Below are 21,353 nucleotides of genomic sequence, written 5' to 3' on the forward strand. Positions count from 1 at the left end.
CGTTGCGAGCGTGTGGCGGCATCCCCTGCGCGGCCCGTGTTTTCACGGATCCGTCACATCCGAAGCTAGCGAATCTGCGGTTCCGGTCAACTTGCCGCGCCCGTCAATGCCTTCCCTAACGGCGGAACCTTACAGAGCCTCGCCAGCCGCGACCCCGCTCGCCCAGGCCCATTGGAAATTGTAGCCGCCCAGCCAGCCGGTGACGTCGACCGCTTCGCCGATGGCGTAGAGGCCGGGAATTCGCTTTGCCTCCATGGTCTTGCTGGAAAGTTCGGCGGTCGAAATGCCGCCGACGGTGACCTCCGCCTTGGCGAAGCCCTCGGTGCCGTTGGGCCGGAATTCCCAGCGACGCAGGCGGTCTTCCGCGGCGCGCAGTTCCTTGTCGGGCGCATTGCCGAGCTCGGTCGATATGCCCAGCTTTTCGGAGAGGATGTCTGCCAATCGGTCTGGCAGGGCATCGCGGAGCAGCGATTTGAGCGTGGCGCGAGGCATTTCGCGCTTCGCGTCGAGCAGCCAGCCATCGGCGTGGCCGGGCAGGAAGTTCACGACCACCGGCTCGCCCGGCGACCAGTAGCTGCTCGCCTGCAGGATTGACGGTCCGGACAGGCCGCGATGAGTGAACAGGGCGGCTTCGGGGAAGCTGGCCTTGCCCGCGCTCGCGACGACCGGCGCGGAGACACCCGAAATTTCTCGAAACAGCACTTCTTCGCCGCCGAGCGTCAGCGGGACGAGGGCGGGGCGCGGCTCGACCACCTTGAGCCCGAACTGTCGTGCGAGGTCGTAAGCGAAACCGGTCGCGCCCATCTTCGGAATCGACGGCCCGCCGGTGGCGATGACGAGGGCGGGTGCTGTGTAAGTTGCAGTCTGCGTCGCAACGGTGAAATCGCCGTCATGCTCGACCGAGGCGACCTCCTCGCCGCAGCGCACATCCGCGTCGCCTTTCGCGCATTCCTCCGACAGCATTGCCACGATCTGCTTGGCCGACCCGTCGCAGAATAGCTGGCCGAGCGTTTTCTCGTGCCAGGCGATCCCGTAACTCTCGACCAGCTCGAGGAAATCGCGCGCCGTGTATCGGGCCAGCGCGCTCTTCGCGAAATGCGGGTTCTGCGACAGGTAATTCGCCGGACCCGAACCGATATTGGTGAAATTGCACCGCCCGCCGCCGGAGATCAGGATTTTCTTCCCCGGCTTCTCCGCGCGTTCGAGCACCAGCACGCGCTTGCCCCGCTGGCCCGCGCGCGCGGCGCACATCAGCCCGGCGGCCCCTGCGCCAAGCACGATTACATCGTAACGCTCCGCCATGTCAGCCCTCGTCGAGCGCGTAGTCCGGCTGTTGCCGCGCGGCGAGGAAATACAGCACCGCGCCGACCACCAATATACCGCCGAGCACCAGCCACGCCTGTAGCGCGGTCTGGCTCGCGATGAACAGCGAACTACCGACCGCGAAGATCACGCAGGCGAGATGCAGTGGCACGATCCGCCCCTCGCGATGCTCCAGCACGGGGAGGGCACAGCTCGTGACGATATAGGTCACAAGCCGGATCAACGTGCCCGCCACGGCCAGCACGGTAAAGCCCTCCCACAGCCCGAACAGGATGGCCGCCACGCCGTAGAACAGGATGGCGTTGAACGGCGTGAGGAAGCGTGGGTGCACATAGGCGAACCAGCTCGGCAGCATGCCGCGCCGCGCCATGCCGTACATCAGCCGCGGCTGGGCGACGCCGCTGGCGAAATTGTTCGCGCCGATACTGAAGCTGGCCGCGATCACGATGGCGAGCGAGCCGATCTGGCCCATCGCCGCCTCCGCGGAGCCGGCCAGCGCATTGTTCTCGCCCGCGAATTCGGGGCCGATCAGGATGAAGGCCCAGATCACCGCCATGTAGATCAGCGTCACCCCGCTCACCATGGTGACGATCGACAGCGGCACATCGCGCTTTGGGTTTTTGAACTCGCCCGCCGCCTCGATCACGCCCTCGAAGCCGATGAAGGCGTAGAAGGTGAGCAGGATCACGGTTTCTACCTGGCTGAACTCGGGCAGGGCGACAGCGCCCAGTTCTCCTCCGGCGAAGAAGGCTGAAACAACTAGCGCGGCGAGCGGCACCAGCTTGATCGCGGTCATGACGCCCAGCGTCCCGACCGAAGCGCGCATACCGTAAAGATTGATCGCGGTAATGATCGCCAGGCCGACCGCCACTGCGACCGGCGCAGCCACCGGCCCGTCCAGCCCCGGGAATACCACTGCGAGATAGGCGACCATGACATGCATGTTCGCCGCCGCGGTGACGATCGCGCTGACATAGCGCGCCCAGCCGGCTTGAAAGCCGACGAAGCGCCCGAACGCCGCCTCGCCATAGAGCACCGATCCGCCGCTATGCTCGAACCGCGCGCTCATCCAGGCGTAGCACAGGGCCAGCGGCAGGAAGAGCACGCCGCCCACCAGCATCATCCACGGCGCGAAGTTGCCGACCGCCGCCACCAGCACGGCGGGCAGGGCAAAGATGCCGGCCCCGATCATCCCGTTGAGCGGGAACAGCGCCGTCCCCCAGAAGCCGACCGTGCGCGGCGGTGCGATGTGTTTGCCGTCCATGGCGGGTGGGGATGGCGGCAAACGCGGCTTTGCACAAGCGGAGTGCGCGCACTATCTGCCACCCATGTCGCGCACGAAAGCCGGTTCCCCCCATGACCCGAGAGGCAAGGAGCGTTTCCACGAGGAACGCGCGACTTATACCGTCGCCAGCGCTCAGCCCGATCTGGAAGCCGGCCTCACCGCGATCCGCGAAACGGTGAAGACGCTGAAGCCCCGCCCCGGCGTCTACCGCATGCTCGATGCGCGGGGCGACGTGCTCTATGTCGGCAAGGCGCGCAGCCTGAGGGCGCGGGTGGCGAATTACACGCAGGTCAAGGCGCTCACCAACCGGTTGCAGCGGATGGTGAGCCAGTGCCGCCGGATGGAGATCGTAGTCACGAACTCCGAGGCCGAGGCGCTGTTGCTCGAAGCGCAGCTGATCAAGCGCTATCGCCCCCCGTTCAACGTGCTGCTGCGCGACGACAAGAGCTTCCCCTTTATCCTGCTGCGCGCCGACCATGCCTATCCGCGTATCCAGAAGCATCGCGGCGCGCGGCGGGCCAAGGGTAATTACTATGGCCCCTTCGCCAGCGCGGGCAGCGTGAACAAGACGCTGAACGCGCTGCAGAAGCTGTTTCTACTCAGGAGCTGCACCGACAGCTTCTTCAACAATCGCGACCGGCCCTGCCTGCTCTACCAGATCAAGCGCTGCTCCGCGCCCTGCGTCGGCCGGATCGACGAGGCGGGCTATGCATCGCTGGTGCGGGAGGCGAAGGATTTCCTCGGCGGCAAGTCCAGCGCGGTGCAATCCGACCTCGAAAAGCAGATGGCGAAGGCGGCGGAGGATCTCGACTTCGAAACGGCCGCCATCCTGCGCGACCGGCTGCGCGCGGCGACCTTCATCCAGGGCAGCCAGGCGATCAACGCCAGCGGCGTCGGCGATGCGGATGTCTTCGCGCTGGCCGCCAAGGGCGGCCACATGGGCGTGCAGGCCTTCTTCATCCGCGGCGGGCAGAACTGGGGCCACCGCGCGATCTTCCCGCGCAACACCGGCGATGTGGAAGAGGCGGAGGTACTCGCCGATGTGCTCCTGCAATTCTACGAAGAGGTGCCGCCGCCCAAGACAATCCTCGTCGATCGCGAGTTGCCCGAGCAGGACTTGATCGCCGAGGCGCTGTGCGAGAAGGCCGGGCATGCCGTCGCCATTTCGATCCCCCAGCGCGGCACGCGGCGCAAGCTGTTGCAGCAGGCGACGCGCAATGCGGTCGAGGCACTGGAGCGGCGACAGGCGGAAAGCGGCGCGAAGGCAAAGATCCAGCGCGAGCTAGCCGAATTCCTAGAGCTGGAGGACGTGCCGCAGCGCATCGAGGTCTACGACAACAGCCATATCCAGGGCGACAAGGCGCTGGGCGCGATGGTCGTCGCCGGGCCGGAAGGCTTCGAGAAGGGCCAGTACCGCAAGTTCAACATCAAGTCCGCGCAGACCAACGACGATTTCGGCATGATGCGCGAGGTGATGAGCCGCCGCTTCCGCAATCTCGCCGAGAACCCGGACGGCGAAGAGGGGAAGAAGAACAGCCACGAGACCGTCTGGCCCGACCTCGTCCTGATCGACGGGGGCAAGGGCCAAATGTCGAGCGTGCGCGATACGCTGGCGGAAATGGGGATCGAGGATTTGCCGCTGATCGCCATCGCCAAGGGACCGCACCACGGCCGCGAGGGGCGCGAGGTGTTCCACTTCCCCGACGGGCGCGAGAAGACGCTGCCGGTCAATTCGCCGTTGCTATTCTATCTCCAGACCCTGCGCGACGAAGTCCACCGCTACGCCATCGGTGCCCACCGCGCCAAGCGCAGCCGCGCCATCACCGCCAGCCCGCTGGACGAAATTCCCGGCATCGGCCCCAGCCGTAAACGTGCGCTGCTGCTGCACTTCGGCACGGCAGGCAAGGTGAGGGCAGCCGCGCTCGACGACCTGAAACGCGCGCCCGGCATCAGCGAGGCGGTCGCGCAGAAGATCTACGATTTCTACCACGCGGGAGGGTAGGACAGGCTCCTCGCCCGATCAGCCCTCGATAACGCCCTCTTCCGCGCGCAGGCGGCGGGCCTGGAAGGCGAAGCGGGCGGCTTTGCCGACGTCGTTCTGGAACGAGGAATTGACGATCCCGCCGACCACCGATCCGACCAGCGGCACGACCATGCCGATGCGGTTGCGGACGGAGGCAAAGGCAAGTGCGCGGCTGATACGCTCGACCACTTGATCGATGATGGGCGTGATGTGCTCATGGTCTGCATGAACCAGCTGGCCTTCGCCGCCGATACCCTGTTCGAGATCGGCGATGCGGGCCTTGCGCTGCTCGGGATCGTTCAGCGCGGCGAGTTCGAGAATCTGGAGGCGGAACAGCTTCTCCGCTTCGCCTTGGCCTTCGAAACCATAGGCGCGGCCCGTATCGCGGATGACCCGCAAGGCGATGGCGATGGTGGCGGGGATATCGGCGCTCATCGATAATGCGCCGCCAAGGCCCGCCGCCGCGCCGGTCGTCGCGCTGACGCTGCGCGCCGCGCGGGTGACCTTCTCGGCAGCCCGATGGGCCGCGTCCATATCTTTGGGGTCATGATCGAAGCGGACCAACTGCGGCGCGTCGACCGCCCGATCGAGACCGTTTAAAATCATCTCGACCGCGCGCTTCGGCACCAGATCGGCGAGGGTCTTGCCCAAGGGGTGGGTGAGCCGTTCGATGCCCCTGCCGAGGCGCGACGGCTTGCTCTGGCGGAATTTCCGCTGCTCGCGTTGGATGTCCATACACGGGCAATGGCCGGCGAGCCCGCCCGTTCCAATTCGCCTTGCGTTATGCGGGGTTACCGTCGCTCCAGCCGATCTTGGTATGCGTGCCGTCGCAGAAGGGCTTGTTACCGCTCTGGCCGCAGCGACACAGCGCCATCCGGGCGCGGCGTTCGTATTCCTCGCCGTCGGCGCTCAGCACGCGAATGCCGCCTTCGACATAGAGCGGGCCGGAGCACTCCTCGGCCGGGTCCTGCGTGGTGCTGATGCGCATGGGGCGGGGCGCATCGACCGGCTCGCCGGTCTGCGTGTCGATGGCGACGAGGCGGCCGGAAACGCAGTTCTTGATCTGGTCGAGGAAGATGGCGGCGACTTCCGGATCGTCGGTCTTCTCGACCTCGTCCCATACTGTCTGGTGCGTGTCGCAGAAGCGGGCGAGGGCGCACAGATCCTCCTGGTCCATCAACTTGAAGCGCGGTCCGTCGAGCACCTCGGCCTGTTCGGCATAAGGCGCGCGGTCGGCGACCTCCTTGCCGTCGAAGCCCTCGCGCTTGTGACTGTTGTCGCAGAAGGGCTTGTTGCCGCTCTTGCCGCAGCGGCACAGGTACATCGTGTCCTTGCTTTCGAACTCGCCGGTCTGCGCCCATTCGAGCGATTCCCCGGCCTCGTTCACCGCGATGCTTTGTTCGATAAACGGCACACGGCCTTCGACCTCGTAAGGTCCGTCTTTCGTCACGGTGATGACGGGTTCGCTGCTTTTGCCTTCTGCCATGGCAGATCAATCCCTCTGCAGACCCGACGGTTCCGCGCGCCGGATTTGCGCCAGATCAAGGAACGAGGTCCGGATAGTGTATAGTGTTGTCCCGGCAACCACCTGCAGGGGAGACACGCCATGAAATCCATCCTGTTCAACGCCACCGGCGACGAGGGCTTTTCGAGGCGCCTCGACTCGGTGCTCGACATTACGCGTGCGTTCGACGCGCATCTCACCCTATTGCACGCGATACCTTACGAGGCCGCGGGCGCAGTCGATCCCTACGGCGCCGCTTTTGCCGCGATGGTGCCGGTCTGGCGCGAGCAGGCGGCTGCGCTGAAGGAAACGACGCAGAAGGACATGGCCAACGAGGGCGTCGCGTGGGACTGGGTCGATGCCGCCGGGCCGACGGCCCTCGCGCTGCTACACGCGTCCTCGCTCAACGATCTCGTCGTGGTCGGCGCGCAGGAACCGCGCACCAATGCGAAAGGTGCGTCTTTCACCGCCGGAGAGCTGGCGGTGACCGCCGATTGCCCGGTGCTGGTGCTGCCGGCGAATTGCCAGCGTTTCGAAGTGGGCGCACCGGTGCTGGTCGCCTGGGACGGATCGGCGGAAGCGAGCCATGCGCTGAAAGCCTCGGTGCCCTTCCTGCGCCAGGCGAGCCACGTCTATCTGGCAACCGCAAAGGAGAAGTCGCGCAAGGGACGCGCGGGCAGCTTGCCGGATTTGCCTCCGGTCGCCGGAGCGGACTACCTCTCGCGCCACGGCATCGCTTGCGAGATGGTCGAGATCGGCGAGGACGAGGACGGTGTCGACGCCGCGCTGCGCAAGGCCGCAGAAGCGCGCAAGGTCGGGCTGATCGTGATGGGCGCCTATGGCCGCACCCGACTTGCCGAGCGGATCTTCGGCGGAACGACCCGCGCCATGCTGGGCGATGTGACGGTGCCGCTCCTGCTCACGCACTGAGCGTGGGCGGTCAGCTTAGCCTTTCGCAGGCTTGCGTTTGCCCTTGAAGGGTTTGCCAGCGCCCGGCTTGCCCTTCTTGAAGGGAGGCTTGCCGCCGGGGCGTTTGCCCGGACCGCCGTGATCCCGCTTGCCCATCGGGCGGGCTTGGACTTTTGCTCCGCCATGCTTGCGGTTCTGGCGCGCCTCCACGCGGGGCCCCTCCGGCGACTCGACGATGGCGATGGCATCCTGCTCGTCGTCGGGAGAGGCGGTGCGGGCCACGGCGTCGGCGAACTTGGCGGCGACGGCGCGCGGCACCTGGAACCAGCTTTCGTGCTGGCCGATGCGGATCGCGCCGATTTCGTTGCGGGTGATATGCCCGCGGCGGCAGATCAGCGGGAGGATCCAGCGCGGTTCGGCATTGTGGCGGCGGCCGATATCCATCTTGAACCACACCACATCCTCGAAGCCGGGGCGGTGCTTTTCGGCCTTCGACTTCTCGCGCGCTTCGGGGGTGTTGGCGAGCAACTCCTCGGGCGCGGGCAGGTCCGCGCGGTGAGCATGGACCAGCGCGGCGGCAATGTCCTCCGGGCTCATCCGGCTCATGATGTCGGCGGCGATCTCGCGGTCGTCGTCCTCGAATTCGCGCGGTTCGGTGATCGCTTCGATCAGGCGTGTGCGATCCTTCTTGCGGATCGCCTGCGGGGTCGGCGCATCCATCCATTGCGCGTCGATCCCTGCACCGCGCAGCATGCCTTCGACCCGGCGACGGCGGTTATAGGGGACTACGATGGCCGCGGTGCCCTTGCGCCCGGCGCGCCCCGTCCGGCCCGAGCGGTGCTGGAGCGTCTCCGAGTCGCGCGGGATCTCGACATGGATGACGAGGGAGAGGCTCGGCAGGTCGATACCGCGCGCCGCCACGTCGGTCGCGACGCATACGCGCGCGCGGCCATCGCGCAGCGCTTGCAGCGCACTGTTGCGCTCGCTCTGCGAATGCTCGCCGGACAGCGCCACGACGCCGAAGCCGCGGTTCTGCAGGGTGGCGTGGAGCCGCCGCACGCTCTCGCGCGTGGCGCAGAAGGCGATGGCCGTCTCGGCCTCGTGAAAGCGCAGCAGGTTCACCACCGCATTCTCGATTTCGGACGGGCCGACGGTGATCGCCTGGTAGGCGATGTCGCCATGACCGCGCTCTTCGCCGACGAGGGAGAGGCGCAGCGCATTGCGCTGGTAGCGTTCGGCCAGCCGCTCGATCTGGCGCGGCATGGTGGCCGAGAACAGCAGCGTGCGCCGCGCATCGGGCGTCGCGTCGAGGATCTCTTCCAGGTCCTCGCGAAAGCCCATGTCGAGCATCTCGTCCGCCTCGTCGAGGACCACGCCGATCAGGCCGGAGAGGTCCAGCGCGCCGCGCTCGATATGGTCGCGCAGGCGCCCCGGCGTGCCGACGACGATTGCCGGGCCGCCGCGCAGATTGCGCCGCTCCTTGCTCGCATCCATCCCGCCGACGCAGGTCGCGATGCGCAGCCCTGCGCCTGCATAGAGCCAGCCGAGCTCGCGGCTGACCTGCAGCGCCAGCTCGCGTGTGGGTGCGATGACGAGGGCGAGGGGCTTTTCGGCCAGCGGCGTGCCGCCCAGTTCGGTCAGCAACTCGTCTGCCAGCGCGAGCCCGAAGGCGACGGTCTTGCCGCTGCCGGTCTGCGCCGAAACGATGAGGTCGCGGCCCTTGGCCTCAGGTTCGATGACGGCAGCCTGGACGGAAGTGGGCGCATCATAGCCGCGTGCGGCGAGCGCATCGCCGATCACCGGCGGAAGGGTTTCGAAGGACATGGAATCTCGTGCGTTGTCCGGCGCTGCGGTGCAAGGAGGCACGGCTCTGGGCGCGCGGGTAGTGCGGACCCTATAGCGCAAAGTGACGCGTTTGGCTTGTGGTTTTTTGTGCAAGTGCGAAGGCGTGCTTCGGTTGTTGACAAAGCCCTTGGACTCAAACAGTTTCGGCCGGATCAAGGGGAGCCAGCCTAATCGACAGGCGCGCACAATTGTTGGATGCCATGTCGGGGGTCGCCAGGGGCGACCGGCCCGCGCTTCATACCGTCTACGAAATGACGTCCGCCAAGCTGTTCGCCACCATCGTGCGGATCGTGCGAGAGCGCGAGCGCGCCGAAGACCTGCTGCAGGACGTTTACGTCAAGGTCTGGAAACGCGCCGGTCGCTTCGACCCGGCCAAGGGCAGCCCGATCACATGGCTTTGCGCGATCGCCCGCAACACGGCTCTCAACGATTTGCGCCGCAGTGCGCGCGGGGAGGAACTGGCGGGCGACACGCTGCCAGAGGTGGAAGACGACGACATCAAGCCGGCCGACGAATGGCTGTGCGACATGGAAGACAATCGCGCGCTCGCCCGATGTCTCGAGGAATTGCAGGGCGACCATCGCCGGTCGATCAAGCTGGCGTTTTTCGAAGGCTATTCGCATTCGGAACTGGCGGAGAAGGTCAACGTGCCGCTCGGCACGATGAAGAGCTGGATCAGGCGCGGGCTTGCCGGGCTGAAAGGGTGCCTCGGTGGCTGACGATACCGCCATTGTGGAAGACGATCCCTTCGTCCGCGCAGGCGAATATGCTCTCGGCGTGCTCGAGGGCGACGAGCGCAGCGCAGCGCAGCGCTCCATGCTGAGCGATGCGAATTTCGCCGAAGCCGTGGCGTGGTGGGAACGCCGACTGGGTGCGATGGGTGAGGCCGCCGGTCGGATGCTGCCTTCGCCGTCCGTCTGGACCGGGATCGAAGCGCGGCTCGATGCGGATACGCCGGCGGATGTTGCGACTATGCCGGAGCCGTCGCGCGGACCTTCTGGCTGGAGCATCGCGACGGCGATTGCGGGGCTGGGTGCGGCGGCTGCCGCGCTAGTGCTGTTCCTTTCCACGCCCGAAACGGTCGAAACGCTGCCGCCCGATGTCGCACTCGCGCCCAGCGAGCAGTTCGTCGCGCAATTGCAGGACGAGGAGGCCGGCCGCAGGCTTGCAGGTGTGGTCGATCCGCAGAACCGGCGCCTCTCGCTATCGATCGACGGCTTTACGGCGGGCGAGGGCCAGGCGCCCGAACTGTGGGTCATTCCCGAAGGCGGCGCACCGGTCTCGCTTGGATCGATCCCGCAAAGCGGCAGCTTCGCGCGCGATCTCTCGGCACGCGAGGCCGAGCTGCTGGTGGCAGGTTCTACGCTAGCGGTCACGTTCGAAGAGGACACGGGCGTTCCGCATGAGGCTCCGACACCGCCGATCCTTATTGCCGGCGCGCTCGACAGGGTCTGACGCTTCAGTTTCTTTCTCTAAGAAACAACCACTTACCGTTTATCTGAAAACTTTGTTCATTGACGGTGCATCCGATCGTGCACCGTCCGGGTAGCTGCGCGCGCTGTCCCGGTCGGGACGGCAGCCGAGACCCGCAGGTCTTCGCGCAGCCCGGATGGTGATCGCCGTCCGCTGTGGGAGGGGATGACCCGCGCAGATCGGCTTTCTGGTCCGAATAGGAAGAAAGCATATGATCAAGACAACCAACACCCGCCTGGCAGCCGCGCTGCTCGCCGGCACTGCGATGTTCGCGATGGCAACGTCGGCACAGGCCGACGAAACGCCCGAATGCAACGACGCGAACACCAACTCGACCGAATGCGGCACCGATGCGACCACGACCGGCGACGGCGGCGTTGCCGTCGGTACCGGCGCGATTGCAGACGGCACCGATGCCGTTGCTGTCGGCAGCGACGACGAAGGTACCGCGCCCGCCACGGCTCGCGGCCCGTCCACCACGGCGATCGGCGGCGAAGCATTTGCCGAAGGTCCGGGCGCCAGCGCCATCGGTTGGCGTTCGGCAGCGACCGGCGAGCGCGCCACGGCTGTCGGCCACCTTGCCACCGCGCAAGGCGAACGTTCGACCGCAGTCGGCGAGAATGCCGACGCGCAGTCCGATTTCAGCACGGCGATCGGCAACGAATCGGTAGCCAACGGCATCGATGCTCTCGCAGTCGGTGATAGCGCGATGGCGATGGGCAACTCGACCTCGGCCGTCGGCGGTGAAAGCATCGCCACCGGTCCGGGCGCAAGCGCCTTCGGCTGGCGCGCCGAAGCCACCGCAGAGCGTGCCACCGCGCTGGGCCACCTCGCCACGGCACAGGGCGAACGCTCCACCGCCATCGGCGAGAATGCCGACGCGCAGACCGATTTCAGCACAGCCATCGGCAATGAATCGATCGCCAACGGCATCGACGCGCTGGCAGTGGGCGACACCGCCATGGCGATGGGCAACTCCACGACTGCTGTCGGCGGCGAGAGCGTCGCGACCGGTCCGGGTGCCTCGGCCTATGGCTGGCAGGCCCGCGCCAATGCGGAACGCTCTACCGCGCTGGGTCACCTCGCCACGTCCGACGGCTTCGCTTCGGTAGCCGTGGGTGAAGCGGCCGCGGCCCAGGGCCGCGGCGGCATCGCCATCGGCGGCAACACCGACGGCGGCGCATTCGGCGCGCTGGCGACCGACGATGCCGGCATTGCCCTTGGGGGCGACGCTGAAGCGCGCGGCGTCGGAGCGATTTCCATCGGTAGCGACGGCGACGGCGACGGCGACGGTTCGGTAGCCGATGGTGTCGACGCTTTGGCACTTGGTGCCGATGCAATGGCGACGGGTAACTCGACCTCGGCCATCGGCGGCGAGAGCGTCGCCACCGGTCCGGGCGCTAGCGCTTTCGGTTGGCAGTCGGTTGCCGGAGCAGAGCGTGCCACGGCTGTCGGCCACCTCGCCACGGCGCAGGGTGTCCGCTCGGTAGCGGTCGGCGAGAATGCCGATGCGCAGACCGACTTCAGCACCGCCATCGGTAACGAGGCTGTCGCCAACGGTATCGACGCACTGGCCATCGGCGACACCGCCATGGCGATGGGCAACTCGACCACTGCAGTCGGCGGCGAGAGTGTTGCCACCGGTCCGGGCGCAACCGCCTATGGCTGGCAGTCGAGCGCCGGGGCCGAACGCGCCACCGCGCTGGGCCACCTCGCCAATGCATCGGGCGTGCGCTCGGTCGCAGTCGGTGAAGCAGCCGCAGCAAGCGGCGACGGCGCAGTCGCCATGGGTAACGAAGCCGTCGCCTCGGGTGCGAACTCGGTCGCCATCGGTAACGGCGCGACCGCCACGAACGATGGCCAGGTCGTCGTCGCCTCACTCGATGCGAGCAGCGGTTCGCAGGTCGGCCCGATCGCTTTCGTCACTGCGGACGCCAACGGCACCCTCGGTGTCAGCAGCGCCAACGGCTTGAGCAATCTTGCCAGCTTCAGCGACGTGCAGGCCAACTCGGCGGCGATCATGACCAACTCGATGCTGATCGCCAACAACACCGGCGCCATCGCGGCCAATTCGGCGGCGATCTCGGACCTCCAGAACCAGACGAGCATCCTGTTCGACCTGGCGGACGAGAACAACACCCAGGCCCGCCGCGCCAATGAAGGCGTCGCGCTGGCTCTGGCGATGGAATCGCCGATCATCATGCCCGGCAAGACCTTCGGCGTGGCCGGCGGCTTCGGCTACTTCAACGAACGCGTCGCGGGCTCGGCCAGCTTCGGCTACCGCATCAGCGACAGCACGGTGTTCACCGGCGGCGTCGGCGTAGGCTTCGACTCCGGCGAGGTAGGCGCCCGGGCCGGCTTCCAGGCTTCCTGGTAAGCCCCAGGTCCGGTCCGCAAGCTTCCCTGCGGACCAGCAGGGAGGGGCGGGGCGCGAAAAGCGCTCCGCCCCTTTTTCGTTTGTAAGATAGATGGAGCGCAGCGCGCTCAGACGGTAAATTCGCTGACGGCACCCAGATTGTCGAAGCCGGCCAGGCCGGCATCGGTCATGTGGTAGAAGGCGATCTGGTCCACCAGCGCATCGACATCCGCGCCATCCTGTCCCTGGAAAACCATGTCCCAGACATTGGCGAGGGTGATCTTCGCGCCCTTGTTGAACATCAGCGTAAGATCGAGCGTGCCGTCGTTGTCGTAATCCTCGAGCCACCAGGCTTTCAGGCCCAGATCGTCACGGTCGTGGATCATGTCTTCATGAATATCGAAATCAGTGACGAAGTCGTGGCCTCCGGCCTTCTCGACAACGAAGATATCCGAACCCTCGCCGCCGGTCAGGATGTCGTTGCCGCGGCCACCCTCCAGCCAATCGTCGCCGCCGTAGCCGATCAGGGTATCGGTGCCGTTGCCGCCGTAGAGAAAATCGTCGCCTTCGCTGCCGTGCAGCACATCATTGCCGTTCCCGCCATACAGGGTCACGCCATCCACCGCGCCATCGACGGTGATTGTCACGCGTGCGGTATGGGTCGCGCCATTCGCGTCGACAACGGTATAGGTGAAGGTGTCGAGCAGGCTTTCGCCCTGAGCAAGCTCGTCGATCGCCCCGCCACGCGCGAAATAGCGCAGGCTTTGGGTCTCGGGATCGAATTCCACCCTGCCGGTCGTTCCGTCCGTATCGACCGACAGGATTCGCAAGGCACCGCCGTCCGGATCCGCATCATTGCCGAGCAGAAGTGCGGCAAGATCGTTCGCGACTCCGCCCTCGACGACCGAGAGGCTATCGTTAGCCGCGACCGGTGCCTCGTGCGTGTCGAGTACCGACACGGTGAAGCTGCCCGAGGTGCTCAAACCTGCCGTGTCCGTCACGCGGCCTTCGAGGCTGTACTGCGCCAGCTCTTCGAAATTCAAGGGAGCGGTGGTCGTGATGACGCCGGTCGCTGCGTTGATCGCGAACAGGCCCCCGGCATCGTCGAGCAGTTCGTAAGTCAGCCGATCGCCGAGCGTGTCGTCGGCCACGAGCCGTCCGACCACCGTACCAGCGGCTGCGTTCTCTACCACGCTGCTACCGGCGAGGCGCAGGTTATCCGGCGCATTCGGAATATAGAAGCGCGTGACTTGCGGATCGTTGGCCGAATTTCGGCCGAGGCCAGCGAACTCCGAGTTGAGATGGACGATATCGTACTCGGCGCGTGAGAGCAGCCCACCGCTCAGCAGTGTGTGGTGCAATTGCTGCGTATTGCCATCGACGATGGAGGTATAGCGGTCGCCTGCGTCGAGCCAGTTCGTGAGATTGGTCAGCAAGCCGTCGTCGGTCAGCTGTCGCTGCGCTGCTTCCCACGTATAACCACCGAAACTACCGGTGAGCATGACGTTGGCGTCCGGATCGGCAGCCAGCATCGCTTCGATATATTCGTCTACCGCGGCAATCTGGTTGGTCCGCATGATCGTGCCCGCATGGTACGGATCTTGTACTGCGCCCCACAGCGGGTCGCTGCCATATCGCGTGGTGAAGTGGACGTTGATCGTCGTTACTTCCTCGCCATTGAAACTCCAGGTCGCCACCAGCGGGCTGCGCGTGCCGTCGAAGATTGCGTGGTCGATGACCTGCAGGCTCCCTTCGACCAGTTCCACGCGATCGGGCCGGTAGAGATAGCCGTTGCGGACATTGCCGTTTTCCTGCCCGGCGGTCGAATTGATCTCGTCCGGCGCGATCTCGACATAGACGTATCGCACGCCGGTTTGCTGGAAGATCGCTTCGATCAGGCGGTCGGCGGTCGCATGGCCCGACAGATCGGTTCCGGTGCCTTGGCCATCGGCATCCTGCACGCGCTGGACGGCGATGACATCGGGGGACTGGAGCCGGTTTACGATGTCGTTGGCGACCGAAGCGAAGCGTGCATCGTAGGGGTCGAGGTTCGACAGATCGTACGTCGCGACGGTCAGGTGATTGGCATCGCCCCCGAAATCTGCGGTCTCGCGAGTGAGGGTGGCATCACGCGTAACGACGGCGCGCTCGGTCGCAACCAGCTCGTAGTGATTGTAGCCATAGCCGAGGATGCCGGTGACGCTTGCCAGTTGGTCTCCCACAGTAAGGTAAGGCTGGTCGTAGAGCCGGTCGTCGAGCTGGATCTGCTCGGGGTTCCAGTCGCCTTCGGCGATGGCAAGTCCGCCGCGAATGGTCATGCCGGTCGCGCCGATGCCATGCGAAGCGACGAGATAGGTCTCGCCATAGCTGTTGGTGTTGGAAATCGCCTGCGGCGTTTCCAGCGTCACGCGCATGCCTTCGAGCGATTCCCAGAAATCCAGGCCGTCGGTCTCCGGATCGAAGGAACCGAGCGAGTCGTCCTCGATAACCGAGGTCGGCGGAAGAATGCCGTTGGCACCGATCAGGATTGCCTCGGGGAGAGCGTTGCCATGGCTGTGCACATTGACCGTCTGTGCGGTAATCTCCGTTATGGTCAGGCCCGCTCCGCGCGCCTGCTCACCCACGACACCGGTGACTGTGATCGCATCGCCGACGGCTACACCGGCGACAGAATGGCGAATGAAGATTGCGTCCGAGGTGGCACTGTCGCCATCGCCCACGGCCGATTGTAGCCAGAAGCCGCCGCGGTCGATGGCGGTGATGATACCCTGGGTCGAAACCGTCGCGCCGACATGAGCGGATACGTGGCCTGCGCCCTGGATCTCGTAAATTTCCAAAGAGGGAAGTGTCGGCACCTGAAGGCCGGCAGACTGTTTGCCGAGCAGCGTGGCGGCCGCGATCAGGTCGTAGCCACCCCATGTAGCGGGGGCGTCGGGCTCGATCTGCGAAGTGCGATAGGCCGAAGTGGTGCGTTCGAGATAGGTAAAACGCGAAGCTACGATTTCCGACATGGACGGGGCCCGAATAGTTGATCAGGCTTGCCGCTCTACGACGCAAAGGTAAACGAAGGACTACGCAAAAACCGCAGAATCAAGGGATTTCGCGGTTTGATGGTTAAGATTTTAGGCGCGAGTGTGGTTAATTTTTCGTACCTGCACGTGGGCGCCGATTTGCTCGGTTTTCCTACATCCCCGCCCAGTGCTAACTTCGCGTCGGCTCTTTCAAACCGTCGATCCGCGCTCACCCCGGCCACGTTTGCGGTCGAAACTTAACTTCCATCGCTCACTCGTGTGAGTTTAGGCAAGATCACGAGATCTTATTAAGACTTGGGCCTCGGCACCTGAACGAATCACGCCTCTTTCCTAACCCGCTTCCGCATCATCCCCTCCTGCGCCACGCTGGCGACAAGCTCGCCGGCGCGATTGAAGATGCGACCGCGGTTGTAGCCCCGGCCCGATCCGCTCCACGGGGCGTCGGTGGCGTAGAGGAGCCATTCGTCGGCGCGCGCGGGGCGGTGGAACCAGATCGCGTGGTCGAGGCTGGCGCCGACCAACTCGCCGCGCATCCAGCTGAGGCCATGGGGCAGGGCGCTGGTGCCGAGCAGCGTGTAGTCGCTGGCATAGGCGATCACCGCGCGGTGTAGCGCGGCGTCGTCGGGCAGCGGCGCGCACGTGCGGAACCAGCTGTGCGCGCGCGGCGGGCGCGGTTCGCTGTTCATCCAGTGCAGCTTGTCGTTGGTGCGCATATCGATCGGGCGCGGCCGCAGGACGAACTTGCGCTGGTCCTCGCTCATGCGGTCGCCCATCCGCTCCACCATGGCGCGGCGCTGCTCCATGTCGGGCTTAAGCTCTTCGGGCGGCAGGACGTCGGGCATGGTGGTGTCGTCGTGGGCAAGGCCGTCCTCGGGCCGCTGGAAGCTGGCGGTGAGGTTGAGGATCGGCTTGCCCTCCTGGCTTGCGACCACGCGGCGGTTGGCGAAACTGCGCCCGTCGAAATCGCGCGCGGTGGCATAGGCGATGTCGACGCCTTCCTTGCCGCCGCGTAGGAAGTAGGCGTGGAGCGAGTGGGCCTCCAATCCCTCGGGTGCGGTGGCCTGGGCGGCCTGCAGCGCTTGGGCGATGACCTGGCCGCCGAACACGCGGCCGACGCCGCCGGGCTGCTGGGGGGCGCTGAACGCGTCCTCGCCATCGCGGGTGACGGTGAGCAGGCGGACGAGGCCTGCGACGAGTTGCTCGGGAGTCTGGGTGTCGCTCACCCGCGTGGCTTTGCGGGGACCTTACGCTCGCGTCAAGCGGCGGATGATGCGCCAGCCGGTCGACTTGGCGCGGTTGGCGGCGGGCCACCGGCCAGGGGCGCGGGGGCTGAGGCCGATGCGGCGCAGCGCGGCGTTGAAGCAACGCGCCTCGGCCTCGGCATAACTCCAGCCGCTGCGCCAGGTGATGGAGAGCGAGATCGAGCTTGCCGGCCCGTTGCGGACGAAATGCGGGGCCATGACGGGGACGTAGACCGCCTCGCCGGGGTGGATGGTGAAGGGGGTGCCGCCGGTCAGCAGGTCGTCGGACCACGGCAGTTCGCGCGCGCCGCCGCGGTGGTAGTTCTCGTGGCAGGTGTCGGGCGCAAAGCGGGGGTTGCCGGCGGGAAACTGGGTCATGGTCTTGGTGCCGGTCAGTTGCAGCAGGATGTTGTGCTCCGGGTCGTAATGATAGGGCGTGACGGCATCGGGGCTGGAGATGAAGACGAAGGCCTGCGGGGTGAGCATCGGGCCGGTCGTTGCCTCGATGGCGGGGCGCAGCTCTTCGAGCAGGTCCAGCAGCAGGGCGCGATAGGCGGGGACCTGCTCGATGTTCTTGAGCACCGCCCAGCTGTCGCTGGTGGCGATGTTGCGGATGGTCTCCTCGATTGTGAGGCCGTTGCTTCCGGGCTTGCCGTCGACCCCGACGGGGAGGTCGCCGCGGTTGTACTCGATGCTGGCGTCGGGGAGGTGCGCGGCAAGCGAGGCCAGCGCGTCGAGGGTCAGCCGCTCGTCTAGCTGGAGGCGATGGGCGAGGGTGTGCGGCATCTCGGGATAGTTGGCGGCGAAGGTCGCCAGCGTATCCTGGGGAAACACCTGCGTCGTCCGCTGCTGTGCGAGATCGGGGTCGTGGACTGTCATCGCCGCTGCTCCATCCTCCATGCTTCGATGCGTGCCCAGAGCTTCCCAATCTGCCGCCGCCAGCCGCTGCCGGCCTCGACCGTGATCGAAACCATCTCGCGCTTGTCGCGCCAGATCCGTTCGATCATCGGATGGCCCTCTGCAGCGCAGCTATCGCACCAGGCGAGGTCCGGATCGTCCAGCAGGGCCAGGTTCTCGATCTGCAGCTGCATCCCGGGCGAGTACCGCGCATAGTTCTCGTCGAACGCGGTCTTGAAAGAGAAGCTGCCGGGATGTGCGAGGAAAGTGGCCAGCATGGCAATCGGTGTGCCGTCGAGGGTCAGCGAAAGGCGTTCGAGCCGGCCCAACTCCGCAGCACGGGTGAGCGACTGGATGAAAAGCGCGGTCGTGTGCGTGTCCGAAGCCAGCGACGAACCGCTGTCGCCTTTCCAGCCCTTGGTCTCGAGCAAAAGAAAGTCCTCGATCCAGCGCTGCAGGCCTTCCTGCGACCGCGACCGCGCGATTTCTACGGTGCCGAGCTCTTCGAGGCGCCTTCGCTGGCGACGGAGCTCTTTGCGGACTTTCGGTGTCATGGCTTGTGCCAGATGGGTTTCAGGCGTGCTGCCGCGATTGAGAACAGCCCGACTTTCACGGTGCACGATCTGCATTTGGCGATGCTGCGAAAGGCTGACTTTCTCAAGTGCGCGAGTGACCGCGCAGTCGGCAGGCAGGCGCGAGAAATGCGCGAACCACGAGGAGCCGGCTTGCTGGTCGCAGGTTGCCAGATAGGCGGTCCAGAAGGTCTCCTCATAGCCCGCTTCGACGAGCGGAACGCCGCAGAACATATTGGCGTGTAGCCAGTTTGCACGATGTGGCAGCCGACGACCGTGGTAGACGCTTCTCGAGGTGCACGGCATCACCGCGCGAAGCTGGCCGCCCTCGACCAGCAGGGCGAGCGAAACCTCTTCCTCCGGATCGAAGATGGAGAGCGATGGCACGAGGAAACCCGCTTCAAAGAACGCGTTCGGAGCCAATGCATGGTCGCCGAGCCGCCTCCAAGATGCCTGGAGCCCGTCCAGATCCACCTTTCGCCAATCGAGCAGATGAAACCCATCGGGAAGACCGCACGATGCGGCTCTCGGCATCGCGCCGAGCTTGCTCGCCTGTGCGAGACCGCCCCTGTGCATTGTTCTTGCCTCCCTCGACACGCATGCAACCGCTTGTCGATGCCAGGTTCATATCAGGGCAGGGGTTAAGATACAGCTTGCGAACTCGCAGCGTACCGTAACGGGGCAAACTTGGTGGTGAATATGAAAGCCCCGCCCGGATCGCTCCGGACGGGGCAAACGTGATTACCGATTTTTCGGATCAGTCGAAATTGACGAGCGCCGGTGCGCTGTCGCCGTCGGAGGGAATGTACGCCGGATTGTACTTCTCCAGCCAAGCGTAGGCCTCTTCGATCCACTGGATGTGCACGTCGTCATAGGGGAGATTATGAGTCCCCTGCTCCTGTACGATGTAGCGGAAATCCCGGCCTTCGACCTTCCCCGACTTTTTCAGATTGTCGACCAGAGTATCGGACTGTTCCATCGGGATACGCGCGTCACGCTTGGCCGCCACGATCAGGATCGGGGCCCAGGGCCCATCGGTATTCCGTGCGGACGAAATGCCCTCCGGATCTTCGGACGTTGCTTGGAAGCCACTGTTGAACCGGCCGAGGTTCCGCTCGTCCCACTTGTTCATCAGCGGCATATCGTAAACGCCGGCTCCGGCGATCGCGCATTTCCAGACATTCGGATCGCGCTGGGCACCGCGAGCGGCCGCATAGCCGCCATATGACCACCCCATAATGCAAGCGCGGTTCGGATCGATCACGCCCTTCTCGCCATAGGCAGTGAGGATGTCGTTGAGATCGTCCTGCATACGCTTGCCGTAGCCACCTGGCTCACGGCCCATTTCCTCGAAAGCGCGGCCATAGCCGCCCGAACCGCGATAGTTCGGCTGAATGACGACATAGCCCTGCTCGGCGAGCGGCTGGTTCCACGGCTCCGTGCTGTTTGTGGCCGACTGGACGCCGAATGGTCCGCCATGGGGCATGACCACGACGGGCAAGTTCTTTTCGCCCATGCGATGGCGCGGATAGGTCACGATCGCCTGGATCCGGGTGCCGTCGCTGGTGGTATACCATTCCGCCTTGACCGGATTGAGCGGCGCGTCCTTGAGTGCGGTCCGCGTCCAGTTCAACAGTCGCAGCGAACCCGACTGCGTGTCGTAGAGATAATAGCCGCCTTCGCGCCGCATTCCGCCGCCGTACACGATGACCTTGCTGAAATCGTCCGTGTAATCGACGATTACCGCTTCGTCCTGGCCAAAGACCTCTTCCAGCCCGCCCTTGATCGCTTTCAGGGTCGGATCGGTGAAGACGCGGCGCATGGTGCCATCGAAGGTATAGTAACCGACGACCTTGGTGTTGTCCTGATTGGTAATGATACCCTGCAAGTCGTAGCCTTCGACTTCGAAAATCGGCTCGCCAAGCTGCATGGTGTTCATGTTCATGCGGTAGAGCTTGTCATAACCGTCCTCGCGACTGATGACATAGGCATCGTCCGTGCCGGGAATGAACATGCGCGGGCTGGGCAGCGTGCTGGTAAAGGTTTCGTCTGCCTCATTGTAGACCGTCTTGAAATTCGCATCGTTTTCCGAACGATAGAGCATGCGCACTTTGCCGTTCTTGCTGTCGCTGTTGAAGCCGGCGCGGACCATGCCATTTCCATCGGCTACCCAGCCCCTGACGACCGGGTTGGTGCGCTGGACGGTTTTGTAGCTGCCATCGGACACATCGACTTCGACGACTTCGGGGATGCCCCAGCGCTCCGTGCTGGTGGCCACGCTGTCGCGCTGGAGCAGATAGGTACCGTTGTCGTGATTGATGTTCAGTATCTGGCCTGCATCGAAGCCGGCATCGCGCCAGGCTTGCTGCACCATTTCACCGCTATTGATATCGTAGGCGACCAGGCGGCGGAAATCGGCCAATTGGCCGTTCATGTTTTCTCGGCTGATGACCGTCATGACGACGTGATCGTTGCCGACCCAGCGGAAGCTGGTCATCGTCCGCTCGCCAGCCTCGCGCGCTTCTTCGGAGGCGAGGATCAGCTTCGGCGGGGTGCCGAGGTTCTCCAGGTCGAGAAGCACAAGGACTTCACGACCGCCCTGTCCGGTACGATAGGCAAGATGGCGGCCGTCGGGCGAAATGCGCGTGCCGCTCATATTCGATTGCTTGACGAACTCGGCGACCGGAATGCGGCCGTCGACGAGTTCGGGCACCTGCGGTGCCGCTTCCTGAGCGGCGGCCTGCGGTGCGACCGCGATGGAAGTGGTGGCGAGCGCGAGCGCTACGGCGCTCGACGCGCGCAGAGCGAGCTTGGCAATAATCATGATGCAGTCCTGCGTCCCTAAGTGAGTCCCAAGGACAGAGATCCTGAGCAAACCCCTCGCTCGATCGTG

Annotated in this window: 15 protein-coding genes; 5 read left to right on the forward strand and 10 right to left on the reverse strand. The window is 65.2% G+C overall.

The window, feature by feature from the left end:
- Positions 1 to 129 precede the first annotated feature (129 nt).
- Both Q9K02_RS06070 and Q9K02_RS06075 read right to left on the reverse strand, forming a co-directional pair.
- Positions 130 to 1,302 (reverse strand): BaiN/RdsA family NAD(P)/FAD-dependent oxidoreductase, encoded by a 1,173-nt coding sequence (locus Q9K02_RS06070; protein WP_305932078.1) that lies wholly within the window; start codon positions 1,300 to 1,302, stop codon positions 130 to 132.
- A 1-nt stretch (position 1,303) separates the two neighbouring features.
- Positions 1,304 to 2,587 carry an APC family permease gene (locus Q9K02_RS06075; RefSeq protein ID WP_305932079.1) on the reverse strand — a complete coding sequence of 428 codons (1,284 nt, stop codon included), beginning with the start codon at positions 2,585 to 2,587 and terminating at the stop codon, positions 1,304 to 1,306.
- Between the two features lie 64 nt (positions 2,588 to 2,651).
- Between Q9K02_RS06075 and uvrC the strand changes: the two genes are divergently transcribed.
- Positions 2,652 to 4,610 carry an excinuclease ABC subunit UvrC gene (gene uvrC, locus Q9K02_RS06080; protein ID WP_305932080.1) on the forward strand — a complete coding sequence of 653 codons (1,959 nt, stop codon included), beginning with the start codon at positions 2,652 to 2,654 and terminating at the stop codon, positions 4,608 to 4,610.
- 18 nt (positions 4,611 to 4,628) lie between these two features.
- Here uvrC and Q9K02_RS06085 read toward each other — a convergent pair whose 3' ends face one another.
- Together Q9K02_RS06085 and Q9K02_RS06090 are read right to left on the reverse strand one after the other, a co-directional pair.
- Positions 4,629 to 5,366, reverse strand: a complete 738-nt coding sequence (locus tag Q9K02_RS06085; RefSeq protein WP_305932081.1) for an EcsC family protein — start codon at positions 5,364 to 5,366, stop codon at positions 4,629 to 4,631.
- A 46-nt stretch (positions 5,367 to 5,412) separates the two neighbouring features.
- Complete coding sequence (locus tag Q9K02_RS06090; RefSeq protein WP_305932082.1) at positions 5,413 to 6,117, reverse strand: CDGSH iron-sulfur domain-containing protein; 705 nt, start codon at positions 6,115 to 6,117, stop codon at positions 5,413 to 5,415.
- 120 nt (positions 6,118 to 6,237) lie between these two features.
- On the opposite strand from Q9K02_RS06090, the gene Q9K02_RS06095 reads away from it, so the two are divergent.
- Positions 6,238 to 7,065, forward strand: coding sequence for a universal stress protein (locus Q9K02_RS06095; RefSeq protein WP_305932083.1), 828 nt, complete (start codon positions 6,238 to 6,240; stop codon positions 7,063 to 7,065).
- Between the two features lie 15 nt (positions 7,066 to 7,080).
- Here Q9K02_RS06095 and Q9K02_RS06100 read toward each other — a convergent pair whose 3' ends face one another.
- On the reverse strand, positions 7,081 to 8,868 hold the full coding sequence (locus Q9K02_RS06100; RefSeq protein ID WP_305932084.1) for a DEAD/DEAH box helicase: 1,788 nt from the start codon (positions 8,866 to 8,868) through the stop codon (positions 7,081 to 7,083).
- A gap of 221 nt (positions 8,869 to 9,089) precedes the next feature.
- Between Q9K02_RS06100 and Q9K02_RS06105 the strand changes: the two genes are divergently transcribed.
- The 3 genes from Q9K02_RS06105 to Q9K02_RS06115 all read left to right on the forward strand — a co-directional run bounded on the left by Q9K02_RS06105 (position 9,090) and on the right by Q9K02_RS06115 (position 12,739).
- The gene (locus Q9K02_RS06105) at positions 9,090 to 9,608 is read left to right on the forward strand and encodes a sigma-70 family RNA polymerase sigma factor (protein WP_305932085.1); all 519 of its coding nucleotides are present in this window, start codon (positions 9,090 to 9,092) and stop codon (positions 9,606 to 9,608) included.
- Positions 9,601 to 10,344, forward strand: coding sequence for an anti-sigma factor (locus Q9K02_RS06110; RefSeq protein ID WP_305932086.1), 744 nt, complete (start codon positions 9,601 to 9,603; stop codon positions 10,342 to 10,344). The genes Q9K02_RS06105 and Q9K02_RS06110 overlap by 8 nt, the downstream gene beginning before the upstream one ends.
- A gap of 229 nt (positions 10,345 to 10,573) precedes the next feature.
- A complete protein-coding gene (locus Q9K02_RS06115; RefSeq protein WP_305932087.1) occupies positions 10,574 to 12,739 on the forward strand; it encodes a hypothetical protein in 2,166 nt (721 codons plus the stop codon).
- Between the two features lie 107 nt (positions 12,740 to 12,846).
- Here the strand turns inward: Q9K02_RS06115 and Q9K02_RS06120 are convergent, their stop codons facing one another.
- The 5 genes from Q9K02_RS06120 to Q9K02_RS06140 form a co-directional block, all read right to left on the reverse strand.
- Entirely contained in the window at positions 12,847 to 15,729 is a 2,883-nt protein-coding gene (locus Q9K02_RS06120; RefSeq protein ID WP_305932088.1) for an Ig-like domain-containing protein, read from the reverse strand.
- A 338-nt stretch (positions 15,730 to 16,067) separates the two neighbouring features.
- Complete coding sequence (locus tag Q9K02_RS06125; protein WP_305932089.1) at positions 16,068 to 16,973, reverse strand: acyl-CoA thioesterase; 906 nt, start codon at positions 16,971 to 16,973, stop codon at positions 16,068 to 16,070.
- Between the two features lie 21 nt (positions 16,974 to 16,994).
- The gene (locus Q9K02_RS06130) at positions 16,995 to 17,870 is read right to left on the reverse strand and encodes a cupin domain-containing protein (protein ID WP_305932090.1); all 876 of its coding nucleotides are present in this window, start codon (positions 17,868 to 17,870) and stop codon (positions 16,995 to 16,997) included.
- Complete coding sequence (locus Q9K02_RS06135; protein ID WP_305932091.1) at positions 17,867 to 19,036, reverse strand: GNAT family N-acetyltransferase; 1,170 nt, start codon at positions 19,034 to 19,036, stop codon at positions 17,867 to 17,869. Before Q9K02_RS06135 ends, Q9K02_RS06130 begins: the two co-directional genes overlap by 4 nt.
- 181 nt (positions 19,037 to 19,217) lie before the next feature.
- Positions 19,218 to 21,284 (reverse strand): alpha/beta hydrolase family protein, encoded by a 2,067-nt coding sequence (locus Q9K02_RS06140; RefSeq protein ID WP_305932092.1) that lies wholly within the window; start codon positions 21,282 to 21,284, stop codon positions 19,218 to 19,220.
- Positions 21,285 to 21,353: the final 69 nt, after the last annotated feature.

The organism is Qipengyuania profundimaris (assembly GCF_030717945.1).
Classification (GTDB): Bacteria; Pseudomonadota; Alphaproteobacteria; order Sphingomonadales; family Sphingomonadaceae; genus Qipengyuania; species Qipengyuania profundimaris.

Bases quoted from the DNA above. Each gene is read 5' to 3' on its own strand.
- Q9K02_RS06070 (WP_305932078.1), bottom strand. From the start codon at position 1,302: ATGGCGGAGCGTTACGATGTAATCGTGCTTGGCGCAGGGGCCGCCGGG.
- Q9K02_RS06075 (WP_305932079.1), bottom strand. From the start codon at position 2,587: ATGGACGGCAAACACATCGCACCGCCGCGCACGGTCGGCTTCTGGGGG.
- uvrC (WP_305932080.1), top strand. From the start codon at position 2,652: ATGTCGCGCACGAAAGCCGGTTCCCCCCATGACCCGAGAGGCAAGGAG.
- Q9K02_RS06085 (WP_305932081.1), bottom strand. From the start codon at position 5,366: ATGGACATCCAACGCGAGCAGCGGAAATTCCGCCAGAGCAAGCCGTCG.
- Q9K02_RS06090 (WP_305932082.1), bottom strand. From the start codon at position 6,117: ATGGCAGAAGGCAAAAGCAGCGAACCCGTCATCACCGTGACGAAAGAC.
- Q9K02_RS06095 (WP_305932083.1), top strand. From the start codon at position 6,238: ATGAAATCCATCCTGTTCAACGCCACCGGCGACGAGGGCTTTTCGAGG.
- Q9K02_RS06100 (WP_305932084.1), bottom strand. From the start codon at position 8,868: ATGTCCTTCGAAACCCTTCCGCCGGTGATCGGCGATGCGCTCGCCGCA.
- Q9K02_RS06105 (WP_305932085.1), top strand. From the start codon at position 9,090: ATGTCGGGGGTCGCCAGGGGCGACCGGCCCGCGCTTCATACCGTCTAC.
- Q9K02_RS06115 (WP_305932087.1), top strand. From the start codon at position 10,574: ATGATCAAGACAACCAACACCCGCCTGGCAGCCGCGCTGCTCGCCGGC.
- Q9K02_RS06120 (WP_305932088.1), bottom strand. From the start codon at position 15,729: ATGTCGGAAATCGTAGCTTCGCGTTTTACCTATCTCGAACGCACCACT.
- Q9K02_RS06130 (WP_305932090.1), bottom strand. From the start codon at position 17,870: ATGACAGTCCACGACCCCGATCTCGCACAGCAGCGGACGACGCAGGTG.
- Q9K02_RS06135 (WP_305932091.1), bottom strand. From the start codon at position 19,036: ATGCACAGGGGCGGTCTCGCACAGGCGAGCAAGCTCGGCGCGATGCCG.
- Q9K02_RS06140 (WP_305932092.1), bottom strand. From the start codon at position 21,284: ATGATTATTGCCAAGCTCGCTCTGCGCGCGTCGAGCGCCGTAGCGCTC.